The sequence below is a fragment of the Flavobacterium arsenatis genome (assembly GCF_031456785.1).
Classification (GTDB): domain Bacteria; phylum Bacteroidota; class Bacteroidia; order Flavobacteriales; family Flavobacteriaceae; genus Flavobacterium; species Flavobacterium arsenatis.
The window spans coordinates 120,207-144,563 of the sequence record NZ_JAVDVI010000006.1 but is presented as its reverse complement, the minus strand read 5'-3'; the positions used below and the strand labels follow the sequence as shown (position 1 = coordinate 144,563).

Genomic DNA, 24,357 nt, shown 5'->3' with positions numbered 1-24,357 from the left:
CTGTATAAAATTTTGATTATGACTATTGTTCAAAAAGCCGAGAATTACATATTCCAGTTGTTCAAAGATAAATTATCTTCTGATTATATCTATCATAATTTTAATCATACTTTAAGGGTTGTAAATAGCGTTAAAACGTTGATTGAAGCCGAACAAATTAATGAGGCTGATGCCGAAATGCTCCTCATCTCAGCTTGGTTTCACGATGCCGGATACATCCACGGATATGAAAACCACGAAGACAACGGGATTAAAATTGTAACCGCTTTTTTAGAGGAAAATAATTATGAACCTGAAAAAATCGAGCAGATTTCCAAATTAATCAAGGCAACCCAGCTCGATCTTGAACCTGTTGAATATTTGGAGAAAATTCTGCGTGATGCCGATTGTTCTCATTTTGGGAGTCCAAATTACTTTGAAGTTTCAGATTTGCTTCGGGAGGAATTCAAGCATACCAAGAATTTGGATTTAACCGATTTGGAATGGGCCAATGAAAACCGAAAATTCTTCAACAATTTTCATCGGTTTTATACTGAATATGCCAAAAGAAACTGGCAACCTGTGAAAGACGAAAATATTTCGACACTTCAAAACGTAATTACTTCCCTTGAAAAAGGAAAAAAAGAAAAGAAAAAAGCCAAGGAATTGTTGAGCCAGAAAAAACTCGACAAGATGGACACTCCCGAACGTGGCATCGAAACAATGTTTCGGGTGACACTCAACAACCACACTCAATTGAGCCAGATTGCCGATAGCAAAGCGAATATCTTACTTTCGGTAAACGCCATTATCATCTCGATTGCATTGTCGACTTTGATTCCGAAATTAGACAGTCCGAGTAATGCACATTTGGTTTTTCCAACGTTTGTAATGCTTATGTTTAGTGTGATTTCCATCATTTTTGCAATACTTTCTACCCGTCCAAAAGTGACAAATGGTTCCTTTACCCGAAAGGACATTGAAGCAAAGAAAATCAATCTTTTGTTTTTTGGAAACTTCTATAAGATGCCACTCGGTGAATATACTTGGGCCATGAAGGAAATGATGAAAGACCGGGAATATCTCTACGAGTCGATGATTAAAGATTTATATTATCTGGGATTGGTTTTAAACCGAAAATATAAATTGCTTCGTATTACCTATACCGTTTTTATGATTGGAATTATTGTTTCCGTGGCTTGTTTTGTGATTGCTTTTAAGAGGATTTAAATTAATAAATCCTGTAGGGATGAAATTATTATAGCATTTTTTTGAAAGCGTTTGGTCGAAATCCCGTAGGGATGACATTATAATACTACCTCCTATGGAGTTTTGATGGTTACCGTGAACAAATTTCTACAATAATTTCATCCCGACGGGATTTTTTCTATGATGATTTATATTATAGTCTTTACTTAAAATCCTTCACCAATTCCTGATAGGTGTATTCTTCTGCCACAATTTCATTATACACAACTTCCACGCGAAGGGCTCTCAAACCGGTAACACCTTGCAAATCTTCTACTTCAAAATTTTCAATTTCGGCACCTAAAAGATTTTTGTGTTGCAAAAGCTGGATGTATTTTCTATACTCCATTTCCTCCTGATGCTGGGAATAGACAATCGTGATTTTTCCCCTTTGGGTAATTCGCTCTTGAGTTCCCTTGATGTTCGATTTGTCGATTCTTTTCTTCACGACTTCGTATCTGGCATTATAAGTTCCATCTACATCAAAACGCTTTTCATCCATACGGAAACGAATTGAAATCGGGGTACTGAAAACCAAAATCAACGATGTGACATCCAAATCATACGGCAGGGTTTTTCTTAAATGGAAATATTCATTTTCCATCTCACAAATAGCCTGCAATTGCCACAGCCTCAAATTACTTAAATACAAAGGATTATAAGGATTTTTAGGTGAAATTGAAGCTCCAATATACAGGTTATGCTCTACTCCATCGGTCTTGAAACGCTCATAATAATGTGGATAAAATTCCTGTGCTTTTTCCTGCTTTTTATCCAAGACTGAAGCCATCTTTTTATTTATTAGCGAAAGCGTATTGTCAAAATCTTTTCGGGCATGATACACCATTTGGATATGAGGATCCAAAACTTCAAAATAAGCCGTTATCTTTTCTTGTACTTGTCTGTTTGAGGAATTAAAATGTTGTAAAATTGGATGGATTTCATTCAAGATATAGGTCTGGACGATGGATTCAGTATCAGCTTTCAGGCTTTCCTTTAATTGGGTTTGGTATTTTTCCAATTCAAATATATTCTGATAAATAACGGGAAGCTGAAGGTTTTCGCTAATGAATTTAAATAGATCAATCAGCAAATCGATTTGCAAGGCCAAGTCTTTTTCGATGGCCAAATTTCGAGCCGTTGATGAACCTTTTATATCAATCTGACCATATAAGGGCGTGATATTCTTGAAAACAATTTCCTTGAAAGGCAAATCTCTGGTGTTCTTATTTCCAATGTGCGACATGGCTTCTTCACGGAATTTCCAATACACACTCGGATGAATTGCGGTATATTCCTTTTGGATGATGGCTTCGATTTCATTTTCGGTTTCAAAATAAAAACGGTCCATCGTATCGATGATATACGGCATTACAATATCCATTTTATGGGCATTGATGCTGTTGAGTGTGCCTTTTTGAGACGAAACCAATTCGATAATTCCGAGTAATTTATCGCCTTTAACCATTGGTGCAAAAATCGCACTCTTGATGCCCATTTTAACAAATTGAAGAGCCAGTTTATTTTCGGGATTTTCATTGGCAAATTTCTCTACATCCGAAATACTCAAATAATTGTTCTTCTTGATCAATCCATCAAACGATTTGTCGCAGATGAGTTCTTTGCAATCATTTTCTAATGCTTCGCTCAAAATAAAACTTTGCACATTCTTATCAAAAGGAGCGGTTACAAATTTATTCTCTTCGTAATTGATGGCAGTATAACCAATTTTTAAATCGGGAATCCTGTAAATCGACCTGAAAATGGCCTCGAAGTTTTCTTCTACCGAAAAATCGTCTTCCCGCTTACTGATTAGGCTGGTCTTTAAGTTTGAAACTGCACTTTCGGTTGTAGCATCATACATTGACATGATTCCGAAACCTTTTAGAATCCAGCTATCGGTTGGGAATTTCTCTTTCCACATTTCAAAATTGTCATAATTATCAATCAGGATATCAATATCTTCCTGCGTGATGGGAATGGCTTTTTCGGTTGGAAGAATCTCCATAAAATCAGCATTGTATAAAATCCTGTAATGCTTGATTATCCCTTCGGCATCGGGAATATCATAAAAAAAAGGCTTGCTGAAATCTATCTTCAATCCATAATATTGCACCAAGATCAAACAGCAACTCATGACATAAAACTCGTGGTCGTCAAAATCACGAATCGTCATATCAAAATCGGGTCCGGCATTGTTGAGGATATTCTGGAAACGTTCAGAATAATTGAATACAATATTATGAAACGGAATCGCAACGGCTTTAATTTCGTTCTTGGTCAAGGCCGTCGGGAACAAGTCTGAAAGCAGGTAACGAATGAGTTGTTTGTGTTCCTGAATAGCAGTAATATCTGTAATTCCGTCTCTTAGTTCTGGGAATTTATTCACTTCATTTAAAAGTCCTTTGGCATAATTGGACCTGTAATCTACATCCGACAGGGCAATTTCTTCTAAACTTTCAATTAGCTTATGAAAAGAAATCTGTACCCGAAACGGATTATCCAGTCGTTGTTCGTAAATCATTTCTGTGGTAATTTTGTAGACTACAAAGATACTAATAAGTTACTTCCAATTAAGTTGTCCTAGTTCAATAAATTCTATAAATTTATCGTTTAAATCCCAAAAGCATGTACACACAAATCAACAACAGCATCAGCAGGTATGTTTCTTTTACAAAAGAAGAACTCGATATTTTCAATTCTTTATTGGAACATAAAAAAGTGCCGAAGAAGACCATTATGCTCCACGAAGGCGAAATGTGCAATTTCGAAGCTTTCGTGATCAAGGGTTGCATCCGAAAATATTTTATTGATGCCAATGGTTTTGAAGTCATCCTGCAATTCGGAATCGAAAACGCGTGGGTCAGTGACACTTCCTTTAGTATATATGAAGACAAACCGAGTCAGGTTTTTATAGAAACAATGGAAGATTGCGAGTTTTTTATGTTTTCGCCCGAAACCAAGGAAGCCCTTTTTGAAAAAGCTCCCCGATTTGAAAGGGCCTTCAGGATATTGATGCAACGGAACCTTTCGGTTACCCAACATCGACTTTTCAATACCATTTCCAAAACCGCAATGGAAAAATATGTAGAGTTTTTAGAACTTTATCCAACCATTCCGCAACGTGTTGCTCAACATTATATCGCTTCTTATCTAGGAATCTCTGCTGAGTTTTTGAGTAAGGTTCGGGCGAAGATGGCTAAAGGGATAGAAGGTATTAAGATTTGAGTATTAAGTATTAAGGCCTTAGGAAAAGAGTTACAGAAAATCTTTGATTCCTGTAAAGTGTCTTAATACTTAATACTCAAATCTTAATACTAAATAATACCAATAAAATTTCTTGTCCTAGTTCAATGCCCACCTCTTTTTTCTGACGCAACTTTGTACCATAATAATAAAGCAACATTATGGACAGAAAAGAATTTATAAAAAAAGGATTATTTGGTACAGGAATGTTCGTTACAACTGCTGCAGTTGGATCAATTCTAAAAAACGAAATAGACGAAATAAAAGAGTTGGAACCAGTTGGTTTCAATCATATTCCCAATACCGATTCGAAGGTTTTAGAGAACACTGTTTTGCATAAAGCCAACACTAGAGGTCACGCCAATCACGGCTGGTTGGATTCACACCACACTTTTAGCTTTGCTAATTATCACAATCCAGAGAGAATGCACTTTGGCGTTCTTCGAGTTTTAAACGACGACCGTGTTGATGCCGGAATGGGTTTCGGACGCCACCCTCACGACAATATGGAAATCATTTCGATTCCGCTTGAAGGCGATTTGAAACACCAAGACAGTATGGGGAATACCGCTGTTATCAAGAAAGGTGACATCCAGGTCATGAGTGCCGGAACTGGAATTTTCCACAGTGAATATAACAACAGCTCTGAAAATTTGACGAAGTTCTTGCAGATTTGGGTGTATCCGAACAAGAAAAATGTAACTCCTCGATATGATCAAATCACGTTGAACGAAGCTGACCGTCACAACAAATTACAGCAGATTATCTCTCCAAATCAAGACGATGAAGGTGTTTGGATACATCAAGATGCTTGGTTTCATCTGGGCAAATTTGATAACAATTTCCATACATCCTATAACTTAAAAAAATCAGGAAATGGTATCTATGCATTTATCCTGAAAGGTGATTTTACAATAGGAAATATTACCTTGAACGAACGCGACGGACTTGGAATTTGGGACACTTCGTCAATTGAGATCAAAGCAAATTCAGAAGATGCACAGCTACTTTTGATGGAAGTGCCGATGATGATGTAATTCAATTGCAATGGCAAAAATCAATGACAATTTCAATAAATAAATAAGACTAAAAAATAGTAATAAACAATAGTAATAATAAATAAAAATAAGTAATTATGTCAACAACAAAATGGTCAATCGACCCAACACACTCAGAAATTGGTTTTAAAGTAAAACACATGATGTTTACAAATGTTTCAGGAAGTTTTCAAAAATTTGATGCTTCGATTGAAACAGAAGATGACAACTTCGAAAACGCAAAAATTGAATTTTCAGGAGATGTAGATTCTATCACAACAGGAAATGCAGATCGTGATACACATTTATTAAGCCCAGATTTCTTTGATGCTGAAAAATTTCCAAAATTGACCTTCAGTGCCACTTCTTTCAATAAACAAAACGAAGGAGAATATGAATTGAAAGGAGAGTTGACGCTTCACGGTGTTACAAAACCTGTAAAGTTGGAGGTAGAATTCGGAGGTTTGGCAAAAGACCCTTGGGGAAATGTAAAAACTGGAATGTCCATTACAGGAAAAATCAACCGTAAAGATTGGGATTTAAACTGGAATTCTGCATTAGAGGCAGGTGGTGTTTTGGTTGGTGAAGAAGTAAAATTGCATATTGAATTGCAGTTTGTAAAGCAATAAATTTAAACTAATAAGCCTGATGATTCTGTTCGTCAGGCTTTATTAAAAATTTTTAAAATGATAAAAATCCTCTACATCGGCAAACACAAGGAAATCCTCGACACAGTCGTGAGATTGCTCAATGCAAACGACGAATGGTTCGGTATAGGTGCCGAAACCGATGAAGAAGCATTGGAATTGTTTTCAACCTATGACTTTGCTCTTGTATTGCTTGGTTGCGGAATCGAAGAAGAAAGCGAACATCTATTGATAACTGCTTTCCGAAAGCAAAAACCCGACATTGTCATTATTCAACATTATGGTGGTGGTAGTGGTTTATTGAAAAACGAAATCACCTCTGCATTACAAGACAAGAACTTTATTAAAAACGAAACTGCAAGCTAAAACTTGCAGTTTTTTTTTCTACTTTCTTGAACTTTTCTTGAATGTTTGTATTGTGAAGTTGTTGGAACGATTTCCAATGTTGTCGGAGGGTTTTCTAAAGTTGAACCACAAACTCCTTGGGAGTGTTCAATAAACTGTGTCATTAAGTTAAGCCGTATAGTTGTCATTCCGACGAAGGAGGAATCACATAAAGAAGCTCCACAAACTTGATTCAGATTATGGGATTTCTCCTTCGTCGAAATGACAAAACTGACGCAATTTGAACTTAACTTAATGACATTGAAATCGTGGCTTCAAACAAAATAGCATTTGAAATTTCAAGCATTATGGGTACGAGTGTGACACTCGCACTAGCCGTTGTGGATATTTTTGCTCGGACAAAACACATACAACAACATTATTTACCAATTGCTTTTAAGACTCTATCTTCTTGTATTAAAACATCTCGCATCAATAAGTTATGAGGAAATATTTTAAGTTTAGATTTTCTAAAACCAATCAAAATCTTTATCAAAGATGAAGCAGTGATTAAAGATAAATTCAACTCATATTCAAGACCACAATCCTTTATAAAATCATCTGAAAATTCTGGTGCAATCAATAAAGATTTGATTACACGGCAATTATTTCTTTTTGCAATGGTATCGTAAGCCTTTAACTGTCTTGAAACTGCACTGAACTTATTGTAATTACTTTCCTTCACTGTTTTACATTCAACAATTATTAAGTCATCGTTTCCGAGATTTATTAGAATGTCTATTTGCTCTTTTGATGTATTTAAGCTTTTTCGGAGTTTTTCATCAATATGAAAACCTAATTCTGTAAATATCTTTTTTGTCAATTCTTCAAATTTTACTCCTAAATCAACTTCTTTAATTGAGATTCCTCCCTCCTTTAACGCTAGTAGATTACGGAAACCAATATTTTCGTAATTTTCTAAAAACAAATTTTCCGAATCCTTATAAGCATCTAGAACGTTTGAAATAATATCTCCTCTTGATTTTATTTCTCTGATTTTACAAAATTCTAATAATTCATTATCTGGAATCAATTCTAGTATGTCTCTAGGTTTTATATTATAATCTAAAAGAAAATCTCCTCTTAATACATTTTCATCCTGTAGTTCAAACTTTGCCTTTAAAATTTGATTAAGCATTGGAATGTTCTCACCAATATGAATCAACATTTTTTCAAATCCATCGTGTGACATTCCAATTTTGTCATCTTTTTCTATGTCTTCAAAATACATCACAAGACTATCAAGTTTTTCTTCTAACAAACTTCCTTTAAGAATATTTATCGAAAAATTTTTCTCGCAAAAATCATTAAGAAACTTTTTCTTGTCTGTTAGATTTGTTCCTTCTTTATGAATATCTTCAATAAAAATTTGCTTTAAAGTTATACCCGCATTAATAATTTCATTGATTTTCTCATCATTGGAAAGTTTTCTATCAATATTATGTTTACGAGCAATCAAATTTATTTGTGGTTCTTTAAAAAACAACAATACTCTTCTAAAAAACTTATCTCCAACATCTTTTCCTCTGATTTTACGTAACAATCGAACCATTTCATCTGGAACATAAATAATATTATTTTTCTTGGAATAAAAAATTACTCCTATTGATTTTAAGTCATTAATGATAGTATCTACTTCTAATTTTTTCACAGGTAATATCAAATAATTTATTAATTTGATTTCTTCCTGAGATAATGACAATTCTTTAGATAAAGTCAATAAAATAGAATGCTCATCACTTGTTATTTTTTTATCCTGATTATTGGATTCATCATTAAAATAAGCTGTTTTTAAACACGAAAGATACACTCTATAATCTCTTTTCCTTTCTTCAGTAATTTCAGATTTTTCATTTTCAATTTCTTCTTCAAATTTTTTCAATTTGCTTTTTAAGCTTTTGAGTTCTTTATCATAAAGCCTGGAAAACCAATCCTGTTTTATAATGCAACAACCATCTCTTGAAATAATATCAATAAGAATATCTAATTGGGATGAAGTCTTAAGAAATTCACACTTTAGATATTCATTGAACTCATTTTCCAAAAGATGAAAAATACTGACTATGTTCTGGCTGTCAATACTTTTTAAATCCTTACTCGAACTTACAAGAATCTCTTCAATTGCTTTTGCATTAGTTGGCTTCTTACTAATTAACAAATCAATAATTTTTAAAAAGGAATTTTTTTCTAAAGAATTTGTATTATTAAGTATTTTTTCTAGTCTCATATTTTTGTTTTGTTTTTGATGTCATACATTGGTATAAATATAACATCTTTTATTCAACTTTATCATTCAATCTTCATGGTAAAAATTAGAATTAAAATCATATCAGATTACAAACCTACATTATCAAAACAATATATTTTTACGGTTTTCCGTAAAAGCAATAATATTTATACAATCCCAAAATTTCACAACCTTTCTTTCCTAAACTATAAACACACTCTCAAGCAAAATCATCATCTTTGTAGTAAAATTTAGTCAGAATAGAGCGTTTTTATTTGGCTAAAAGAAAATCCAAAAACAATACTGCATTTGAAAAAATACGTCAGAAAAGGGTTGCGAATTCTCGGATGGACATTAGGAATAATCATTATTTCACTCCTAATAATCCTTATTGCTATTCAAATTCCTGCCGTTCAGAATTTAATAAAAGACGAAGCGGTTAGTTATATTGAAGATAAAATCAAGACCAAAGTGGTGGTCGATAATTTATCAATTTCTTTCCCTAAAAAAATACTTCTGGAAGGTGTTTATCTCGAAGACCAAAACAAAGACACGCTTTTATATGGTAAAAAAATCGCTGTGAATATCAGCCTTTTCAAGTTAATCAGCAATGAGCTTGAAATCAATTCCATCGATTTGGAAGAAATTGTGGCCAATGTTTCGCGGAATGACCAATCTGAATTTAACTTTGACTATATCATCAAAGCATTCGATTCGGGCGAAACCAAAAAGGATTCTTCGGCTCCGATGCAGATTTCTATCGGAAAAATAAATTTGGACAAAATCCGACTGAAATATGACGATGCCATTACTAAAAATGACATTAGCCTGAATTTATTTCATTTTGATACAAAGATCAAAACCTTCGATTTGGAAAACCTCAATTTCGAAATTCCGAAAATTACTTTGGATGGTTTGGCAGTACAATTGAAGCAAGGAATTGTGGAACAACTGGCTCAAGAAACCGAAGAAGTTGTGGAAGAACAATCTAAAAATCCGACCCTTACTTTAAAACTAGGCGAGATTGATTTGTCCCGTATCAACTTGGGCTATGAAAACGAAGCCACTAAAATGGTAACCAAAAATACCCTGGAAAAACTGTTGGTGAAATTCAATTCAATCGACATCGAAAAGCAAAATATTGACATTCAAAGCCTCGCCATTAACAACATTAAGAGTTCAGTTGTTTTCGGTAAACTAAACAACAAGCCAAAAGAAACTATAAAAGATACCGTTCAGATTGCAAAGGAAGACAACAACTGGAAGCTGAAATTAAACAAAGCCGATTTAAAACAGATTGCCTTTTATTTTGACGATGCCAATTCGGCTCCACTAAAAAAAGGAATCGACTACAAACATCTTGACATTCAAGATTTGAATTTGGAAGCACAAAACCTCGCCTACTCTACTACTACAATCTCTGGAAACATCAATAATTTCAGGGTAAAAGACAAAAGTGGCGTGGATATTCAAAACCTACAAACCGATTTCTTTTATGGCGAAAAAGGAGCTTCGCTCAAAAATTTATACCTAAAAACTCCCCAAACCGAAATCAAGGATGAAATCATCATTGGTTATACATCACTCGATTCTATCAGTCAAAATATTGGCGATTTGGAAGTAAACGCTTCTATCGATGGAAGTAAAATTGGCTTCAAGGATGTGTTGCTTTTTGTTCCGACTTTGGCCGAAACAAATCCGTTCAAGAGCAATCCGAATGCGATTTTGTACATCAACAGTGAAGTTTCGGGTAAAGTGAGCGACATCAGCATTCCCAATTTGGAAATCTCCGGCATCGGAAGAACAAAAATCAATGCAAGCGGAAGAATCACTGGTTTGCCTGATGTGAAAACGGCTTACTTGGACATCAACCTTAAAAACTTTGAATCGTCTGCAAAAGACCTGAATGATTTTGTTCCGAATGGCACGATTCCGAAAAACATTCAACTTCCGGCATCTTTTAGAGCGAGAGGAACTTTCAAGGGAACATTCGATAATTTCAACACCGATATGAATTTGGCAACAAGTTCAGGAAATGCAAAAGTGAAAGCTAAATTTGACAGCCGAAGAAAAAATCAGGAGCGTTATGATGCAATCGCTTCACTTGATAATTTTGATGTGGGACGCTTGTTACGTAACGATTCGATAGGAAGAGTTAGCCTGAAAGCCAAAGTAAAAGGAACTGGTTTGAATCCTAAAACCGCTAATGCTGTAGTTGATGCTCAATTGATAAAGGCTGGTTTTAATGGCTATACTTATAAAAATTTAGACCTAAAAGGAAACATCAAAGGTGGAAATTTCAAGGCTGTCGCCGATATGAACGACCCCAATTTAACCTTTGGTTTGGATGCCGGAGGAGGGTTTAACGGAAAATATCCAGAGGCAAAAGTGAAGCTGAATGTAGATATTGCCGATTTGGAAAAACTGAACCTTCACGCAGGACCATTGAAATTAAAAGGAAATATCGATGCCGATATTCAAACCGCAGATGTTGATTATTTGAACGGAACATTGAACGCCTACAAAATCAATATTGCCAATGCCAAGGAACAATTTATTTTGGATACCATTAGTGTTGTCGCGACTTCAACGGCAGAAAAGAATTCGATTGTATTAAAATCGCAATTCGTAAATGCTGACATTAATGGAAAATACAAGCTTTCGCAGCTTGCAACGGCTTTGCAAAATTCGATTGCCAAATATTACGACACGAATCCATCTGCCAAAAAAACAACAACTGATGCCCAGCAAGTTGCCTTTACGATTGATGTAAAAAGCGACCCCATCTTGATGAAAATAGTTCCTACTTTAAAAAGTTTGGAACCTATCACTATTACGGGAAGGTACAATTCGGTAAACGACACGATTATCTTGAACGGTAGGATTCCGAAAGTGGTTTACGGAACGAATATCATCACAAATGCTATTATTGACGTGAAAACTGAAAACGATTCGTTGTTGTATAATTTAGTGGTTGATGACATTCAAAGTGGGAAATTACATTTGCCTTACACTCGGATTTCTGGTGGTGTAAACGATAACGTCGTGGCGTATGATTTGCTGTTGCGGGACATTGCCAACAAAGACCAATATGCGATTTCAGGAAAATTGGAAGCCACGAAAGACAACACCGAAATCAGTCTGAATCCTGATGGTTTATTATTGAATTATGAAGAATGGAACCTTCCTACTGATAACAAATTAGCTTTTGGAAAAGAAGGAATTCTTGCCGATAATTTTGAATTGAGCCACGAAGGAAGTTCCTTAAAAATACAATCGGAAAGCAACACTCCAAATGCTCCAATTGCAGTTGATTTTACCGATTTCAAAATCGAAACCCTGACGAATATCGTGCAAATGGACAGCTTGCAAGTGGCAGGAGTCTTGCAAGGAAACGTGCTTTTGAAAGACCTTAAAAACAATATGGTGTTTACCTCTGATTTGAATATTGAAAATTTCAGCTTTAGAAGAGATACTTTGGGGAACATCAACATAAAAGTTGACAATCAAACTGCCAATACGTTTAATGCAAAAGTGGCGATAACCGGTCAGGACAATGAAGTTAATTTGGATGGAATTTATCGACCTGACAATAGCACTTTCGATTTGAATTTGGATATTGCAAAATTGAATATGAAAAGTATTCAAGGCTTTACAATGGGAAATTTGGCGGAAAGCACAGGTTTCTTGGACGGACAATTCAAGATTACGGGAACTGCAAGTGCACCAAATGTAAACGGAGATTTGAGATTTAATGACGTTGGATTTAAAGTAACACAGCTGAATTCAAAATTCAAATCCATCAACGACAAAATCACGGTTGATGGAAACGGCTTGAACTTTAGAACCTTTACGATAACCGATGAAAATGATAATAAATTGGTCTTGAAAGGAAGCGTTTTAACCAAAACCTTCACTGATTTTGGCTTTAATCTGGACATTGAAGCTGATAATTTCAAAGCCGTAAATTCGGGTGCAAAAGACAACGATGTGTATTATGGTGAATTGTTTTTGGATACCCGACTAAAAGTTCGTGGCGACATCAGCAAGCCTGTTGTGGAAGGAAACATCAAGATCAATGAAGATACCAAATTCACCATCGTCTTGCCTCAATCCGACCCATCGATTGTGGACCGTGAAGGAATTATAGAATTTATTGATCAGGACAATCCGCCGATGATTACGAATGTTTCGGTGAATGATTCTTTAAGCAAAACGCAATTTAAAGGCATTGATGCTTCGGTAAATATTGAAATTGACAAGGAAGCCGAACTTTCGATTATCATCGATAAAGGAAATGGGGATTACTTGAAATTAAAAGGAGAAGCCCGTTTAAATGGAGGAATTGACCCTTCTGGAAAAACATCCTTGACAGGAAGATATGAGTTTACGGAAGGTTCTTATGAAATGACGTTCAGTGCCATCAAACGAAAATTTGACATCAAGAAAGGAAGCTATATTTTATGGACGGGCGAACCGACATCGGCCGATGTGAGTATTACTGCAGTTTATAAAGTGGATGCGGCACCTATTGATTTGTTGCAACAAACCATGCAGAATGTTGACGCAACTTACAGGCAACGTATAGAGTTTGAAACTGAATTGAAGATGAATGGTGAATTGTTAAAGCCAGACATTACTTTTGATATTGTTTTGCCAGAAGGCAACAATAATGTTTCTAGTGTTATTATCAATGCAACTCAAGATCGACTGACACAGTTGAGACAGGAACCGTCAGAATTAAACAAACAGGTTTTTGCGTTATTGCTGTTGAATCGATTTGTAGGTGAAAATCCTTTTGCAAGCGAAGCTGGTGGAGGTGGTGCAGAATCGATGGTTCGACAAAGTGCAAGTAAAATCCTGTCGCAACAAATGAACAATCTTGCTGGTGATTTAATTGCGGGAGTCGAGTTGAATTTCGATCTTGAATCAACCGATGATTATACGACAGGACAACGAGAAAACAGAACGGATTTGAATGTTGGCGTATCCAAAAGATTGCTCGACGACCGTTTGAAAGTAACCGTTGGAAGCAGTTTCGGATTGGAAGGTCCACAACAAGCAAACGAAGAAACCACGAATATTGCCGGAGATGTGGCTTTAGATTATCAGCTTACGAAAGATGGCCGATATATGGTTCGTGCCTATCGCAAAAACCAATATCAGGTTGCTTTGCAAGGTCAGGTGGTTGAAACCGGTGTGGCTTTTATCATCACGATGGATTACAACAAATTCCGTGAATTGTTCCATAGAAGCCAGGAAGAAAAAGATTTGAGAGCCAAAGAAAAACAAGAGAAGAAAGAAAAAAAGGAAAAAGAAGAAGCCTTAAAAAACAAATCAGATGAATAATAAGCACCTATTATACTATTTGTTCGGACTACTGCTTTTTGCAAGTTCTTGCAGCAACACCAAATATTTAAAGGAGGGTGAATTGCTGTATGTTGGCGGAAGCGTTAAAGTAGAAGGAAAAGAGATTCCAAAGAAAGAACGAAAGGCTTTGAAGAAAGAGCTGGAGGATTTATTACGACCAAAACCGAATTCGAGAATCTTGGGCCTTCGCCCGAAGTTGTACTTTTATAACATTGCCGGAACACCCAAAAAAGACAAAGGTTTCAAGCATTGGCTGAAATATAAAGTGGGTGAAGCTCCCGTTTTATTTGGTCAAGTGGATTTGCAATACAATGCAGATGTGCTCCGGAATTATACTGAAAATAAAGGTTTTTTTAAAGTTCAAGTAGAATCGGATTCTACCCGAAAAGGCAAAAAAGCAACGGCCGAATATATCGTAAAACCAGGAAAACAATATAAAATCAAGCAGGTTACATTTCCAGAAGATTCATCGGAAGTGGCAAAAGCCATCCAAAAAACAAAACGCAGATCGCTTTTGAAGGTTGGAAATGCCTATGATTTTGAAACCATAAAAGCCGAAAGGGAACGAATTGACGAACGATTGAAGGAACGTGGGTTTTTCTATTTCGGAGCCGATTATATCATGATTCAAGTGGACAGTACAGTTGGAAAACAAGAAGTGGATTTGATAGTAAAAGTGAAGGATGAAACTCCAGCAAAGGCAAAAGAAATCTATAAGATCAATGACATTATCGTGTATCCGAATTATTCGCTTCGCGATAGCATTCAAAATGTTGATAAAGATGTGGTTCAATACAAAGATTTCACGATTATTGACAAGGAAGACATCTTTGATCCAAGAATTTTTGACCGAACATTATATTTCCATAAAGGCGACATCTACAACAGAACCGACCATAATTTATCGTTGAACCGATTGGTGAATATGGGTACTTTTAAATTTGTAAAAAACCAATTCCGACCAGCCGACACAACTGGGAATTTTTTGGATACTTATTATTACCTCACTCCTCTTCCGAAAAAATCGTTCAGGGTTGAAGTTTTAGGAAAAACGAATTCTGCCAATTACACCGGAACCGAATTGAACATCAATTGGAGCAACCGAAACACTTTTAAAGGTGCCGAATTGTTGACGGTTACAGCCTTTGGAGGAATGGAAGTTCAGGTTTCGGGTCAAAATAATGGTTTCAACGTTTATCGAATTGGTGGCGAAACAAGCTTGATCTGGCCGAGATTCATCGGACCTTTTAAATTGAAAGCTTCAAGCGGATTTGTTCCGAAAACAAAAGCTTCATTGGGATATGAATTCCAACAGCGGTCCAAATTATATTCTTTGAACACCTTTAAAGGTTCATTTGGTTATTTATGGAAGGAAAACATCCGAAAGGAACACCAATTGAATGTAACGGATATTGTTTATGTGAGTCCACAAAATGTGACTTCACTTTATGATAGTATTGCTAGAACAAACCCTGCTTTACAACGTGTTATCGACAAGCAATTGATTTTTGGCCCAACTTATTCCTATACTTTCACCAACACGATGCGAAAAAGAAAAAAGCATACGATTTATTTTAAAGGTGGGATAGATTTGGCCGGAACCATTACTGGTTTGGCAACTGGAGCCGATGTTAGAGCTGGCAATCAAAAGGAAATTTTTGATGTTCCGTTCAGTCAGTTTGTGCGATTGGAGGCCGATTTCAGGCATTATCTTCGTTTAGGAAATGAATCCCAATTGGCCAGTAGGATTATTGTTGGTTCTGGATTTGCCTATGGAAATTCGGAACAAATGCCTTTTATCAAACAATTTTTTATTGGAGGAACCAATAGTATTCGTGCTTTTCGAGCCCGATCAATTGGTCCTGGTTCTTCGGAACCCGTTACATCCACTGCTTTTCTTCCCGATCAATCCGGTGATGTGAAGTTAGAATTGAATACAGAATATCGAACCACACTGTTTAGCATTGTGAAAGGTGCTGTTTTTATTGATGCAGGAAATATCTGGATGCTGAATGATGACGAACCTGCAAAAAATTTCTCCAGTAAGTTTTTAGACGACCTTGCTGTTGGAACTGGAGTTGGTTTGCGATTTGATTTGTCGTTTTTGGTTTTGAGAACCGATTTGGCTTTTCCGATAAGGCTTCCCTATGGAGATAAAAGATGGGTTTTGGATGATATTGCTTTTGGCGATGGCTCCTGGCGAAAACAAAATCTTATTTTTAACCTCGCAATCGGATATCCTTTCTAAATTTGCAGGAAATCTATATTTCCTTTGGATACAAAAATCTACAATAAGACGAATTTCCACAGACATACTTTTTGTGTTTTCAAAGAAGTCAATCTTGAGAAAGTCATCGGCTTAAAGCCAAATTACACCAGCAAATCTGGAAGCAGTTACTACTTTACAGAGGAAGGTGTTTATCGTGTTTCCAACCATTGGGGAAGAGCAGCCAATTGCAAATGGCGTTTGCAGGCTTTAGAGGATGTTGCTTCAAGCAGAACAAGGGCCGGATATGCAAATTGGAACGAATTTCATCCTGATAATGATGTTCAGAAATTGTATTTCATTGAAGTGGATTTTGATGCGAATAGCGTAAACTATAACCACATCGGAAATAATTCAGAAGTGCAATCAATGTTGAGAACTGCATCTGAAACTACAAAACGAATCAAGCAAATCAGGCTCATCCTAAAATCCGATGATTGGGCAAAACACCTTGATTTTGATGATTTGGAAGATGCCCGAAAACAAATCATTCTTGAATTGATTGTCACAGATAAAACGTTACAGGAAATAAAAAAAGCACCTTTCCGCTAGTTAGGAAAGATGCCTTCTGATCAAGAAAAACTCTTAAAAAAAATTAAAACTAATAAAACTTTTTTCTTCGTTTCTGTCTGGTTTTTATTCCTAAGAAATAATAAATCGGACAGAATTCTATAACAGCGGAAATTATAAGAACAAGACCTATAATCCCGAAAATCATTTCTAATAAAGTGTCATCAAAGGGGTTGAAAAAAAACAATGCAATGGCACAAAATCCTAAGATAGCCCTGATTAATCCATCTTTTCTATTTAGATTCTTTTGCATTATACTTGTCGTTATGAATTCGGAAAAAATTTGGACAAGCTGTAGTTGTATGATAAAATCACCGCCCCCAGTTATTCTATCTAAGCCTATCCAAATTTACATTAAAGGTAAAAGTTAACTTTCAAGTTTAATAAAAAATGTGATGAAGCTTCTATTTTTTGTGACGAAATGCAATTTTACAGGGACGAAAAAATAGGACTATTCCAAAATAAAGTTTACATGATCTTGAGCCTCTTCAGCAATTCATCCGAAAAGGTTTTGGAAATAGGTATTTTGGTGCCAACAATGGTAACATAAGGTGTTTCAAACCGCGACAGATAATCCAGATTTACGATATAGGACTTGTGTGTTCTGAAGAAGTTACTACGGTTCAGCCTGTCCATAAAACCCGACATGGTAGCCCTAATGATTTCTTTTTTAGTGAGTGTATTGATTTCGAGATAATTCCCATCGGATTTTATCCAGAGAATATCATTGATGATGAGCTTGGTATATTTGAACTTGTCTTTAATGAACAAGGCATCCTTTATGATCAATGCTTCTCCATAATTTTCATCATTCTTGGTAATCGAATCACTCTTTTTGGCCATATTGAAGATGGCAATTTCAATGGCTGTGTAAAGTTGTTCTTTTTTGAAGGGTTTAACGAGATAATTGACTGGATTCACATGTTTTGCACGCTCCAATGTTTCTGTATCAGTGTAGGAAGTGGTAAATATAAAAGGAATCGAGAAACGCTTATTGATTTCTTCGGCCAGTTCAATTCCGTCGCGTTTTCCGGAAAGGTTGATGTCCAATAGAATCAGATCGGGTTTTTCGGTTTCGAGAATTTCTATGGCTTCGTCAAAATCTATAGCGACACCAATAACATTATAACCGATTTTTTCCAAAATATTGGTCATGTCTTCGGCTATAATCAATTCGTCCTCGACTAATAGTATATTAACCATAAAAAAAATCTGATTGTTGGGTTTTTAAGCGGAATGCTAAAGTAAGTATTTTAAACAGCTTACAAAACTTTTTTCTTAAATAGATGACTGATAAGCCTTAATATCTTTAAACTTCACTACAAATGAAGTACCATTGTCTGAATTGAAACTCATGGTTCCTCTTAATTGACGGCTCAAAATACCCACCAATTTCAATCCTAATGATTTGCTTTTTTTCGGATCGAAATCAGTTGGAAGTCCTGTACCGTCATCGTTTACATCCAATTCATAATCCACCTCGTTCAGGGAGGTAATCTTGACTTTAATCCTGCCCGAATTCCTTTTATCAAAAGCATATTTATAGGCATTCGACACCAATTCGTTTACAATGAGACCCAATGGAATTGCAGTATCAATATCAAATTGAATATTCGAAGCCTCTACTTCTACATCAATCGATTTGCTTTCGCCAACAAACATTTCTGATAAATAAACCATCAATTCGCGAAGGTAATTTTCGATGTCAACATTGCTCAAATGTTCCGATTGATACAAATTCTGATGAATCAAGCTCATTGCCTGAACCCTGCTTTGTCCTTCCTGAATAGACGAAAGTACATTTTCATCTACAATATGCTGCGATTGTATGTTCAGCAAACTCGAAATAATCTGCAGGTTGTTTTTAACCCTGTGATGAATTTCCCGCAACAACGTTTCTTTTTCTGTGAGTGATTGCTGGATTACTTCATTTTGCTTTTCAACCGTTTGTTTTTGTTCGGCAATTATTGATTTCTGCTTTTGATTCTTTTTAAGATTAAAGAATATGCCAAACGTCAATAGGCACATAAAAAGGAAAGCAATCATGACAGCATATTTTATGGTCCTCTGCTTATCGGTTTCCTGATTTAATTTCTGTACTTTTTCTTTCTGAACCTGTTGTTCTTTGTCCTGAATCTTATCAAAATCATACTGCATTTGCATCTGCGTGATTTTTTTCTCCTTATCCGTATTGAATAAAGAGTCGTTTATTTTCTTGAAGAGCACTTGGTTTTCATAAGCAAGTTTGTAATTGGATTGGCTATTATAAATTTCAGACAAATATTGATAGGCATCGTTTTGCCATTGCAACAGCCCCACTTTTTTTGCAATCGCTAAACCTGTATTGATATTCGAGATTGCTTTTTGAGCATCGCCTTTTTTAAAATAACAATAACCAATGTTGATATGGGAATTTGCAATTCCTGCATTGTCCTTAATTTCATTGCAATAATCGATAGCCTTTGAATAGGACTCCAAAGCAATGTCATACTTGCCAAGTTTCATGTAATTTTCTCCAATAGATTGATAACTTTCGGCAAATTGATAGGAATTATCAAACTCTTCGGCAAGCTTCAAGCTTTCATAAAGGATATTCAATGACTTTTCATGTTGTCCTTGAGCCAAATAGACATTTCCGATATTGCTGGAAGTTCCCGCAATTCCGTATCGAGCATCAGTGTTGTTTATCTTCTTAAATATTTTCAGGCCTTTGTAATAGTAGTCCAATGCCTTTTCATATTCTTTTCTTTGCTTATAGGATATTCCAATATTATTATAGGTATAGCCTACGGATAAATCATCGCCCGCTTTTTCATATTTTTTTAATGCTTTGATCAAATTATTTATGGCCTCTGGAAAGTTTCCTTTTTTACTAAAAACAACACCCAATTCGGCATAATTGTTGGCCAAATTATGATCGTCGTTGAGTTCAGTGAAAATTTTAGTTGATTGATGCAAATTATCAATGGCAAGATCAAAATTGGCTCGGGCATTATAAATTCGGGCTAAATTAGAATAACCATTAGCAATCCCTTTCTTGTAGTTTATCTTTTTTGATACTTCAAGTGCTTCGGTTGCATAGTCGAATGCTCTGTCCTGTTCATAATTTACAGTGTAGTAGTATAAATCATTAAGTAAAATGACTTTTACAGAATCCCTTGAGGAAAGTGGTTTGTCCTTATGATTATGGTTGTATTTTTCTAGGACTACAGCAAGGCTATCAACTTTACGCTGCTGACTATGGCCAACAAAAGCCAAAGCTACAGAAAAGACAACTGCAACAAAAAGATTTTTACGGGTTAGCATGTTAGGGTAATTTAACCACGTAAAAATAAGCGATTTATTGTTTTAAGATGCAATATGCTGATTTATTTTAACTTAGGAGAAGAGGTTTGTCCAAAAGTTTTTTTGCCTGATTATTTACCAGAAATCAATAAAATCGTAAAAAGCACATACACAAAAAGCATTGTTAGGGATATAGAAACCCTATGCATATCAAAATAACGCGAACTCACTCTAAAAAATTTTCTGATTACTTTCCTTTCCATGATCTAGTATTTTTAAGCTTCTTCTTTCAAAGATTACAAATCTAAATACTAAACCCACCTTTAATGTTATGACATCTTGCTACAAGGTTATGAAATTTATAGGTCTAGTGATTTAAAAAAAAATAAGGACCAGCCAAAGCCAGTCCTCTATGTTCAATTTATTTGAAAAATGCATTTTAATTCTCAAGGGGCAAGAAACCAAAATCTTTAGAATAGTTCAACATTTGTTCTGCAAATGATTTAGGCTGTGTAACTTGAATATCGATGATTTTTCCATCTTCATCCAATTTCGGAACCAAAACCGGATTGATGAAACCGTTATAAGGAGGCGATTTAAATTTTTCATTACGTGCCAAAACCTCTTTATGGATAGCCTGATCTACTTTCACACCGTAGTTTTCAACCAATTCTTTTCCTGCTTTAAAGTCGCCCTCAGATTTGATTCTTTGTGTTTCCTTCAATAATTCACCAAACAATTCGTGTAGTTTTTCATAATTGGTAATATTAAAATAGGTTTTTCCATCACGTGTAATTTTTTCAATCACATTGTCTTTTTTTCCTTTTTCAAACACCCAAGCACTCACCCACTGGCGGTTTCTCATGTGTGCTTCTTCGATGTTTGCTCCTGGCTCCAAACGGATCAATTGTGTCATCAAACCATTACGGATGTAACCATCATAGGCCGCTTTTCCAAGACTTTTCCAATCGTCAACCAAACCGAGTTCCTGCAGTTTTGGGTCGTATAGATAAAATAATCCAACCAAATCGGCTCTACCTTCTTCAAGTGTCGAAGCATAGCTCTTCAAGGTTTCCTTTGGCGTTCCTACACCGCGATTGATTTGTCCGGAAGCATGACCAACCACTTCATGCAAAGCAGTGTGCAATTTTCCGGCAAGCTCACCGTATTTTTCCTCAAGGGCAATTTCTTCCTTGTCGTTGGCAAATTCTTTTAATTTATCGGTTCCACCTGATTTGCTGTAAGCATCGGTAATATTTCCCAATGAAACTGATTTCGAACCATGTTCTGCACGAATCCAATCGGCATTTGGAAGGTTCACACCAATTGGCGTACTTGGAGAAGAATCGCCACTTTCGCCGGCAACCACCACCACTTTGTAAGTAACCCCAACTACATTTTTCTTTTTGTGTTCCGGCATCAAAGGCGAATTATCTTCAAACCATTGAGCGTTTTCGGCCACAACTGCCATCTTTTTTGACATGTCGAAATCGTTGATTTGTACCACACTTTCATACGAACCTCTGTAGCCCAACGGATCATTATACACCTCTACAAAACCACTGATATAATCAATATTTCCTTTTGTAGCTTCAACCCATGCAATATTATAATCGTCCCAGGTTTTCAAATCGCCTGTTTTATAATAGCTGATCAAAAGTGCTAAAGCATCGCCTTGTTCCTTGTTTTCGGCCACCGATTTCGCTTTCTCCAACCAATAAATAATCTTGTCGATTGCTGGTCCATACATACCGCCACTTTTCCAAACTTTCTCTTCCAGTTGACCGTTTGCATTTCGAACCAGTTTAGAATTCAAACCAAAAGAATATTGTCTGTCCTTGTCTGGACTGCTTTTTGTTTTATAAAAATCCTCCACTTCCTTATCGGTAATGCCACTTTCATAGAAATTTACGGCAGAACCTGCCAACAAACCTTTCGACTCGTCAAGATTTACTTTTTTCGCATCAACATCATTGAAAAGGATTTCAACGATTTCTGGCGCCAAAGTCGAATTGGTTTCCTTTAATAATGTATTAAAATAATCTTTAGAAAAATCAGGTTTTATTTTATCCGAAGAATAATGGTGGTGGATTCCGTTAGAAAACCAAACCCTTTTCAAATAGATTTCGAAATTTTTCCAATCGGCAGAAGTCTTGTCGCCCTTATAATTTTGGTAGATGTTTTCAAGAGCCTTACGAATTTTTAGATTATGCTTGTAGTTCTGATCCCAATGAATGTCACGGCCTGCAGTTCCGGCTTGGGTCAGATAGTAAACCAACTCTTTTTCCTTCAAAGTGAGGTTTTCCCATCCCGGAATCTGGTAACGCAAAACTTTTATATCGGCAAATTCTTCGGCTACATATTCAAAAGGAGCCGTTTCCTCTACATCCGTTGTTTCAGTTTTTTCCTTATTACAAGCTACCAAAATAGTAGCGGTCATAAAAATTCCTGCGATTGTTTTTAATTTCATATTGGAATTATTGATTAATTAATACTTGATAGCCGACAAATATAAGAATTCTATAAATAGCTATAAATCAGACAAAACTATTTCCTAGACGAGAAATGTTGCTTTACTTTTTTGATGCAGAACATCAGAGCAAAAAAATTAATGGTGAGTAAAAAAAAGATTAAAACCGTAAGCATCCCTATCTCAAAAACATTCATAAAGACGTTGGGGTTCTTGTTTCCGTCCAATATAAAGAAACTCGAAACAGATAGTATGAATGAAATTATGGCGATAATGATCAGTTTTTTCTGGGATGTCATAGGTATTGATTTGAATGCAAAAGTACAAAAAACAACCTGTTTTTAAACGAAGATTTCCCAGCTGAACCATCAAATATTAGCTTTATTTTTTTCATTTAAATAATCATAAAACCCTTAAAAATAATATAATCTTTACTGAAATTTAATTTATAACTTTACACGACAGTAGAAAACTTACAAATACTACAAAATTATGAGAATCGTAAAATACATATTTCTTCTTGTCTTATTGGCCCTCATTGGAATTGCCGTTTATGTTGCCACACAAAAAGGCGACTTTGCAATTGAGCGTTCTACTGTTATAAAAGTTCCAAAAGAAGTGGTTTTCAACTATGTAAACGATTATAGAAACTGGGAAGAATGGGGTGCATGGAAGGAAGACGATGCAACTATGGAGTTCATCTATCCTGATAATACGGTTGGCCAAGGTGCTTCCTATTCTTGGAAAGGCAGTAATGGCGATGGTGAAATGAAAACTATATTTGTTAAACAAAACGACAGTATCGCTCAAAAAATAACGAACGGCTCTAATGAATATGCTTCCAATATTACTTTTAAAGATACCGTTGGAGGCACAAAAGTTGTTTGGCGTTCTACGGGAAGTGTTGATTTTATGAGCAAGGTATATGCAACTTTCAACGGCGGCATCAGCAAGATGATGAATACATTGTATGAAAGAAGCCTGAACAACCTGAACCAGGTCATCACAAAGGAAATCAATACTTTTAGTGTTGAAGTGGATGGCATCGTACAAAAACCATCAACCTTTTATTTAAAACAAACGGCAACTACAAAGCTAAAAGACATGCAATCGAGCTTGAATCCGATGTTGCAAAAAATGATTACTTTCTTCAAAAACAACTCCATGACCATGAATGGAAGACCTTTTGTGATCTATGAAAGTGTAGATACCCAAGCCGGAACCATCACATTCTCTATTTGTGGACCGTTGAAAGAAGAAATTTTCCTGGCTCCGGGAAGTGATATAAGCGTTGGGAAACTCGAAGCTTTTTCGGCCTTGAAAACAACCCTTACAGGCGATTATTCGCACAGGGACGAAGCCATCAAAAAAGCAAAAGACCATATCTCTAAAAACAACATCAATCAAAATACCGCCCTGAAATACATAGACATTTATGCAAAAAATGCTTCGGATGTGAAAAATCCTTCCAAATGGGTTACCGAAATTTTGATACCGGTTCAATCGGCAGTTGTGGTTCCAGAACCCAATGTGGTGAAACCTCCAACAGTGGCGACACCTCCTGTAATGGCTCCAGAAGTAATTACAGATTAAAGAAAATAATTTCCTTAAACATAAAAAAGACCGTC

16 protein-coding genes are annotated in these 24,357 nt (G+C 35.7%); 9 read left to right on the top strand and 7 right to left on the bottom strand.

Annotated elements, in window-relative coordinates; translation table 11 throughout:
* Positions 1-18 precede the first annotated feature (18 nt).
* Complete coding sequence (locus tag J2X31_RS08430; RefSeq protein WP_310025966.1) at positions 19-1,209, top strand: Pycsar system effector family protein; 1,191 nt, start codon at positions 19-21, stop codon at positions 1,207-1,209.
* A gap of 181 nt (positions 1,210-1,390) precedes the next feature.
* On the opposite strand, the gene J2X31_RS08425 is transcribed toward J2X31_RS08430, so the two are convergent.
* Positions 1,391-3,751 carry a GAF domain-containing protein gene (locus J2X31_RS08425; RefSeq protein WP_310025965.1) on the bottom strand — a complete coding sequence of 787 codons (2,361 nt, stop codon included), beginning with the start codon at positions 3,749-3,751 and terminating at the stop codon, positions 1,391-1,393.
* A gap of 104 nt (positions 3,752-3,855) precedes the next feature.
* Between J2X31_RS08425 and J2X31_RS08420 the strand changes: the two genes are divergently transcribed.
* The 4 genes from J2X31_RS08420 to J2X31_RS08405 all read left to right on the top strand — a co-directional run bounded on the left by J2X31_RS08420 (position 3,856) and on the right by J2X31_RS08405 (position 6,523).
* Complete coding sequence (locus J2X31_RS08420) at positions 3,856-4,455, top strand: Crp/Fnr family transcriptional regulator (RefSeq protein WP_310025963.1); 600 nt, start codon at positions 3,856-3,858, stop codon at positions 4,453-4,455.
* A gap of 179 nt (positions 4,456-4,634) precedes the next feature.
* Positions 4,635-5,510 carry a pirin family protein gene (locus tag J2X31_RS08415; RefSeq protein ID WP_310025962.1) on the top strand — a complete coding sequence of 292 codons (876 nt, stop codon included), beginning with the start codon at positions 4,635-4,637 and terminating at the stop codon, positions 5,508-5,510.
* A gap of 98 nt (positions 5,511-5,608) precedes the next feature.
* Entirely contained in the window at positions 5,609-6,139 is a 531-nt protein-coding gene (locus J2X31_RS08410; protein WP_310025960.1) for a YceI family protein, read from the top strand.
* Positions 6,140-6,196: 57 nt separating this feature from the next.
* Positions 6,197-6,523: a response regulator gene (locus J2X31_RS08405; protein WP_310025959.1), complete on the top strand. Its 327-nt coding sequence runs from the start codon at positions 6,197-6,199 to the stop codon at positions 6,521-6,523.
* A gap of 397 nt (positions 6,524-6,920) precedes the next feature.
* Here J2X31_RS08405 and J2X31_RS08400 read toward each other — a convergent pair whose 3' ends face one another.
* A complete protein-coding gene (locus J2X31_RS08400; RefSeq protein WP_310025958.1) occupies positions 6,921-8,768 on the bottom strand; it encodes a hypothetical protein in 1,848 nt (615 codons plus the stop codon).
* A 309-nt stretch (positions 8,769-9,077) separates the two neighbouring features.
* On the opposite strand from J2X31_RS08400, the gene J2X31_RS08395 reads away from it, so the two are divergent.
* From J2X31_RS08395 to J2X31_RS08385, 3 genes are read left to right on the top strand one after another with little or no spacing between them, the layout of a single operon-like run.
* Positions 9,078-14,117: a translocation/assembly module TamB domain-containing protein gene (locus tag J2X31_RS08395; RefSeq protein ID WP_310025957.1), complete on the top strand. Its 5,040-nt coding sequence runs from the start codon at positions 9,078-9,080 to the stop codon at positions 14,115-14,117.
* Positions 14,110-16,386, top strand: coding sequence for a translocation and assembly module lipoprotein TamL (gene tamL / locus J2X31_RS08390; protein ID WP_310025956.1), 2,277 nt, complete (start codon positions 14,110-14,112; stop codon positions 16,384-16,386). Before J2X31_RS08395 ends, tamL begins: the two co-directional genes overlap by 8 nt.
* 24 nt (positions 16,387-16,410) lie before the next feature.
* Positions 16,411-16,956, top strand: a complete 546-nt coding sequence (locus J2X31_RS08385; protein ID WP_310025955.1) for a hypothetical protein — start codon at positions 16,411-16,413, stop codon at positions 16,954-16,956.
* Between the two features lie 49 nt (positions 16,957-17,005).
* Here J2X31_RS08385 and J2X31_RS18235 read toward each other — a convergent pair whose 3' ends face one another.
* The 5 genes from J2X31_RS18235 to J2X31_RS08365 all read right to left on the bottom strand — a co-directional run bounded on the left by J2X31_RS18235 (position 17,006) and on the right by J2X31_RS08365 (position 22,729).
* Complete coding sequence (locus tag J2X31_RS18235) at positions 17,006-17,227, bottom strand: YgaP family membrane protein (RefSeq protein WP_374725217.1); 222 nt, start codon at positions 17,225-17,227, stop codon at positions 17,006-17,008.
* 215 nt (positions 17,228-17,442) lie between these two features.
* The gene (locus J2X31_RS08380) at positions 17,443-18,177 is read right to left on the bottom strand and encodes a LytR/AlgR family response regulator transcription factor (RefSeq protein WP_310025952.1); all 735 of its coding nucleotides are present in this window, start codon (positions 18,175-18,177) and stop codon (positions 17,443-17,445) included.
* 75 nt (positions 18,178-18,252) lie between these two features.
* Positions 18,253-20,280 carry a tetratricopeptide repeat-containing sensor histidine kinase gene (locus J2X31_RS08375; RefSeq protein ID WP_310025951.1) on the bottom strand — a complete coding sequence of 676 codons (2,028 nt, stop codon included), beginning with the start codon at positions 20,278-20,280 and terminating at the stop codon, positions 18,253-18,255.
* 110 nt (positions 20,281-20,390) lie between these two features.
* Positions 20,391-20,522: a hypothetical protein gene (locus tag J2X31_RS08370; protein WP_310025948.1), complete on the bottom strand. Its 132-nt coding sequence runs from the start codon at positions 20,520-20,522 to the stop codon at positions 20,391-20,393.
* A 176-nt stretch (positions 20,523-20,698) separates the two neighbouring features.
* Positions 20,699-22,729, bottom strand: coding sequence for a dipeptidyl-peptidase 3 family protein (locus tag J2X31_RS08365; protein ID WP_310025947.1), 2,031 nt, complete (start codon positions 22,727-22,729; stop codon positions 20,699-20,701).
* Positions 22,730-23,221: 492 nt separating this feature from the next.
* Here J2X31_RS08365 and J2X31_RS08360 point away from each other — a divergent pair, with 492 nt between their 5' ends.
* Positions 23,222-24,322 carry an SRPBCC family protein gene (locus tag J2X31_RS08360; protein ID WP_310025945.1) on the top strand — a complete coding sequence of 367 codons (1,101 nt, stop codon included), beginning with the start codon at positions 23,222-23,224 and terminating at the stop codon, positions 24,320-24,322.
* Positions 24,323-24,357: the final 35 nt, after the last annotated feature.

Excerpts from the sequence above, each read along its gene's own strand:
- J2X31_RS08430 (WP_310025966.1), top strand. The coding sequence starts at position 19 with ATGACTATTGTTCAAAAAGCCGAGAATTACATATTCCAGTTGTTCAAA.
- J2X31_RS08425 (WP_310025965.1), bottom strand. The coding sequence starts at position 3,751 with ATGATTTACGAACAACGACTGGATAATCCGTTTCGGGTACAGATTTCT.
- J2X31_RS08420 (WP_310025963.1), top strand. The coding sequence starts at position 3,856 with ATGTACACACAAATCAACAACAGCATCAGCAGGTATGTTTCTTTTACA.
- J2X31_RS08415 (WP_310025962.1), top strand. The coding sequence starts at position 4,635 with ATGGACAGAAAAGAATTTATAAAAAAAGGATTATTTGGTACAGGAATG.
- J2X31_RS08410 (WP_310025960.1), top strand. The coding sequence starts at position 5,609 with ATGTCAACAACAAAATGGTCAATCGACCCAACACACTCAGAAATTGGT.
- J2X31_RS08405 (WP_310025959.1), top strand. The coding sequence starts at position 6,197 with ATGATAAAAATCCTCTACATCGGCAAACACAAGGAAATCCTCGACACA.
- J2X31_RS08400 (WP_310025958.1), bottom strand. The coding sequence starts at position 8,768 with ATGAGACTAGAAAAAATACTTAATAATACAAATTCTTTAGAAAAAAAT.
- tamL (WP_310025956.1), top strand. The coding sequence starts at position 14,110 with ATGAATAATAAGCACCTATTATACTATTTGTTCGGACTACTGCTTTTT.
- J2X31_RS18235 (WP_374725217.1), bottom strand. The coding sequence starts at position 17,227 with ATGCAAAAGAATCTAAATAGAAAAGATGGATTAATCAGGGCTATCTTA.
- J2X31_RS08380 (WP_310025952.1), bottom strand. The coding sequence starts at position 18,177 with ATGGTTAATATACTATTAGTCGAGGACGAATTGATTATAGCCGAAGAC.
- J2X31_RS08375 (WP_310025951.1), bottom strand. The coding sequence starts at position 20,280 with ATGCTAACCCGTAAAAATCTTTTTGTTGCAGTTGTCTTTTCTGTAGCT.
- J2X31_RS08370 (WP_310025948.1), bottom strand. The coding sequence starts at position 20,522 with ATGGAAAGGAAAGTAATCAGAAAATTTTTTAGAGTGAGTTCGCGTTAT.
- J2X31_RS08365 (WP_310025947.1), bottom strand. The coding sequence starts at position 22,729 with ATGAAATTAAAAACAATCGCAGGAATTTTTATGACCGCTACTATTTTG.
- J2X31_RS08360 (WP_310025945.1), top strand. The coding sequence starts at position 23,222 with ATGAGAATCGTAAAATACATATTTCTTCTTGTCTTATTGGCCCTCATT.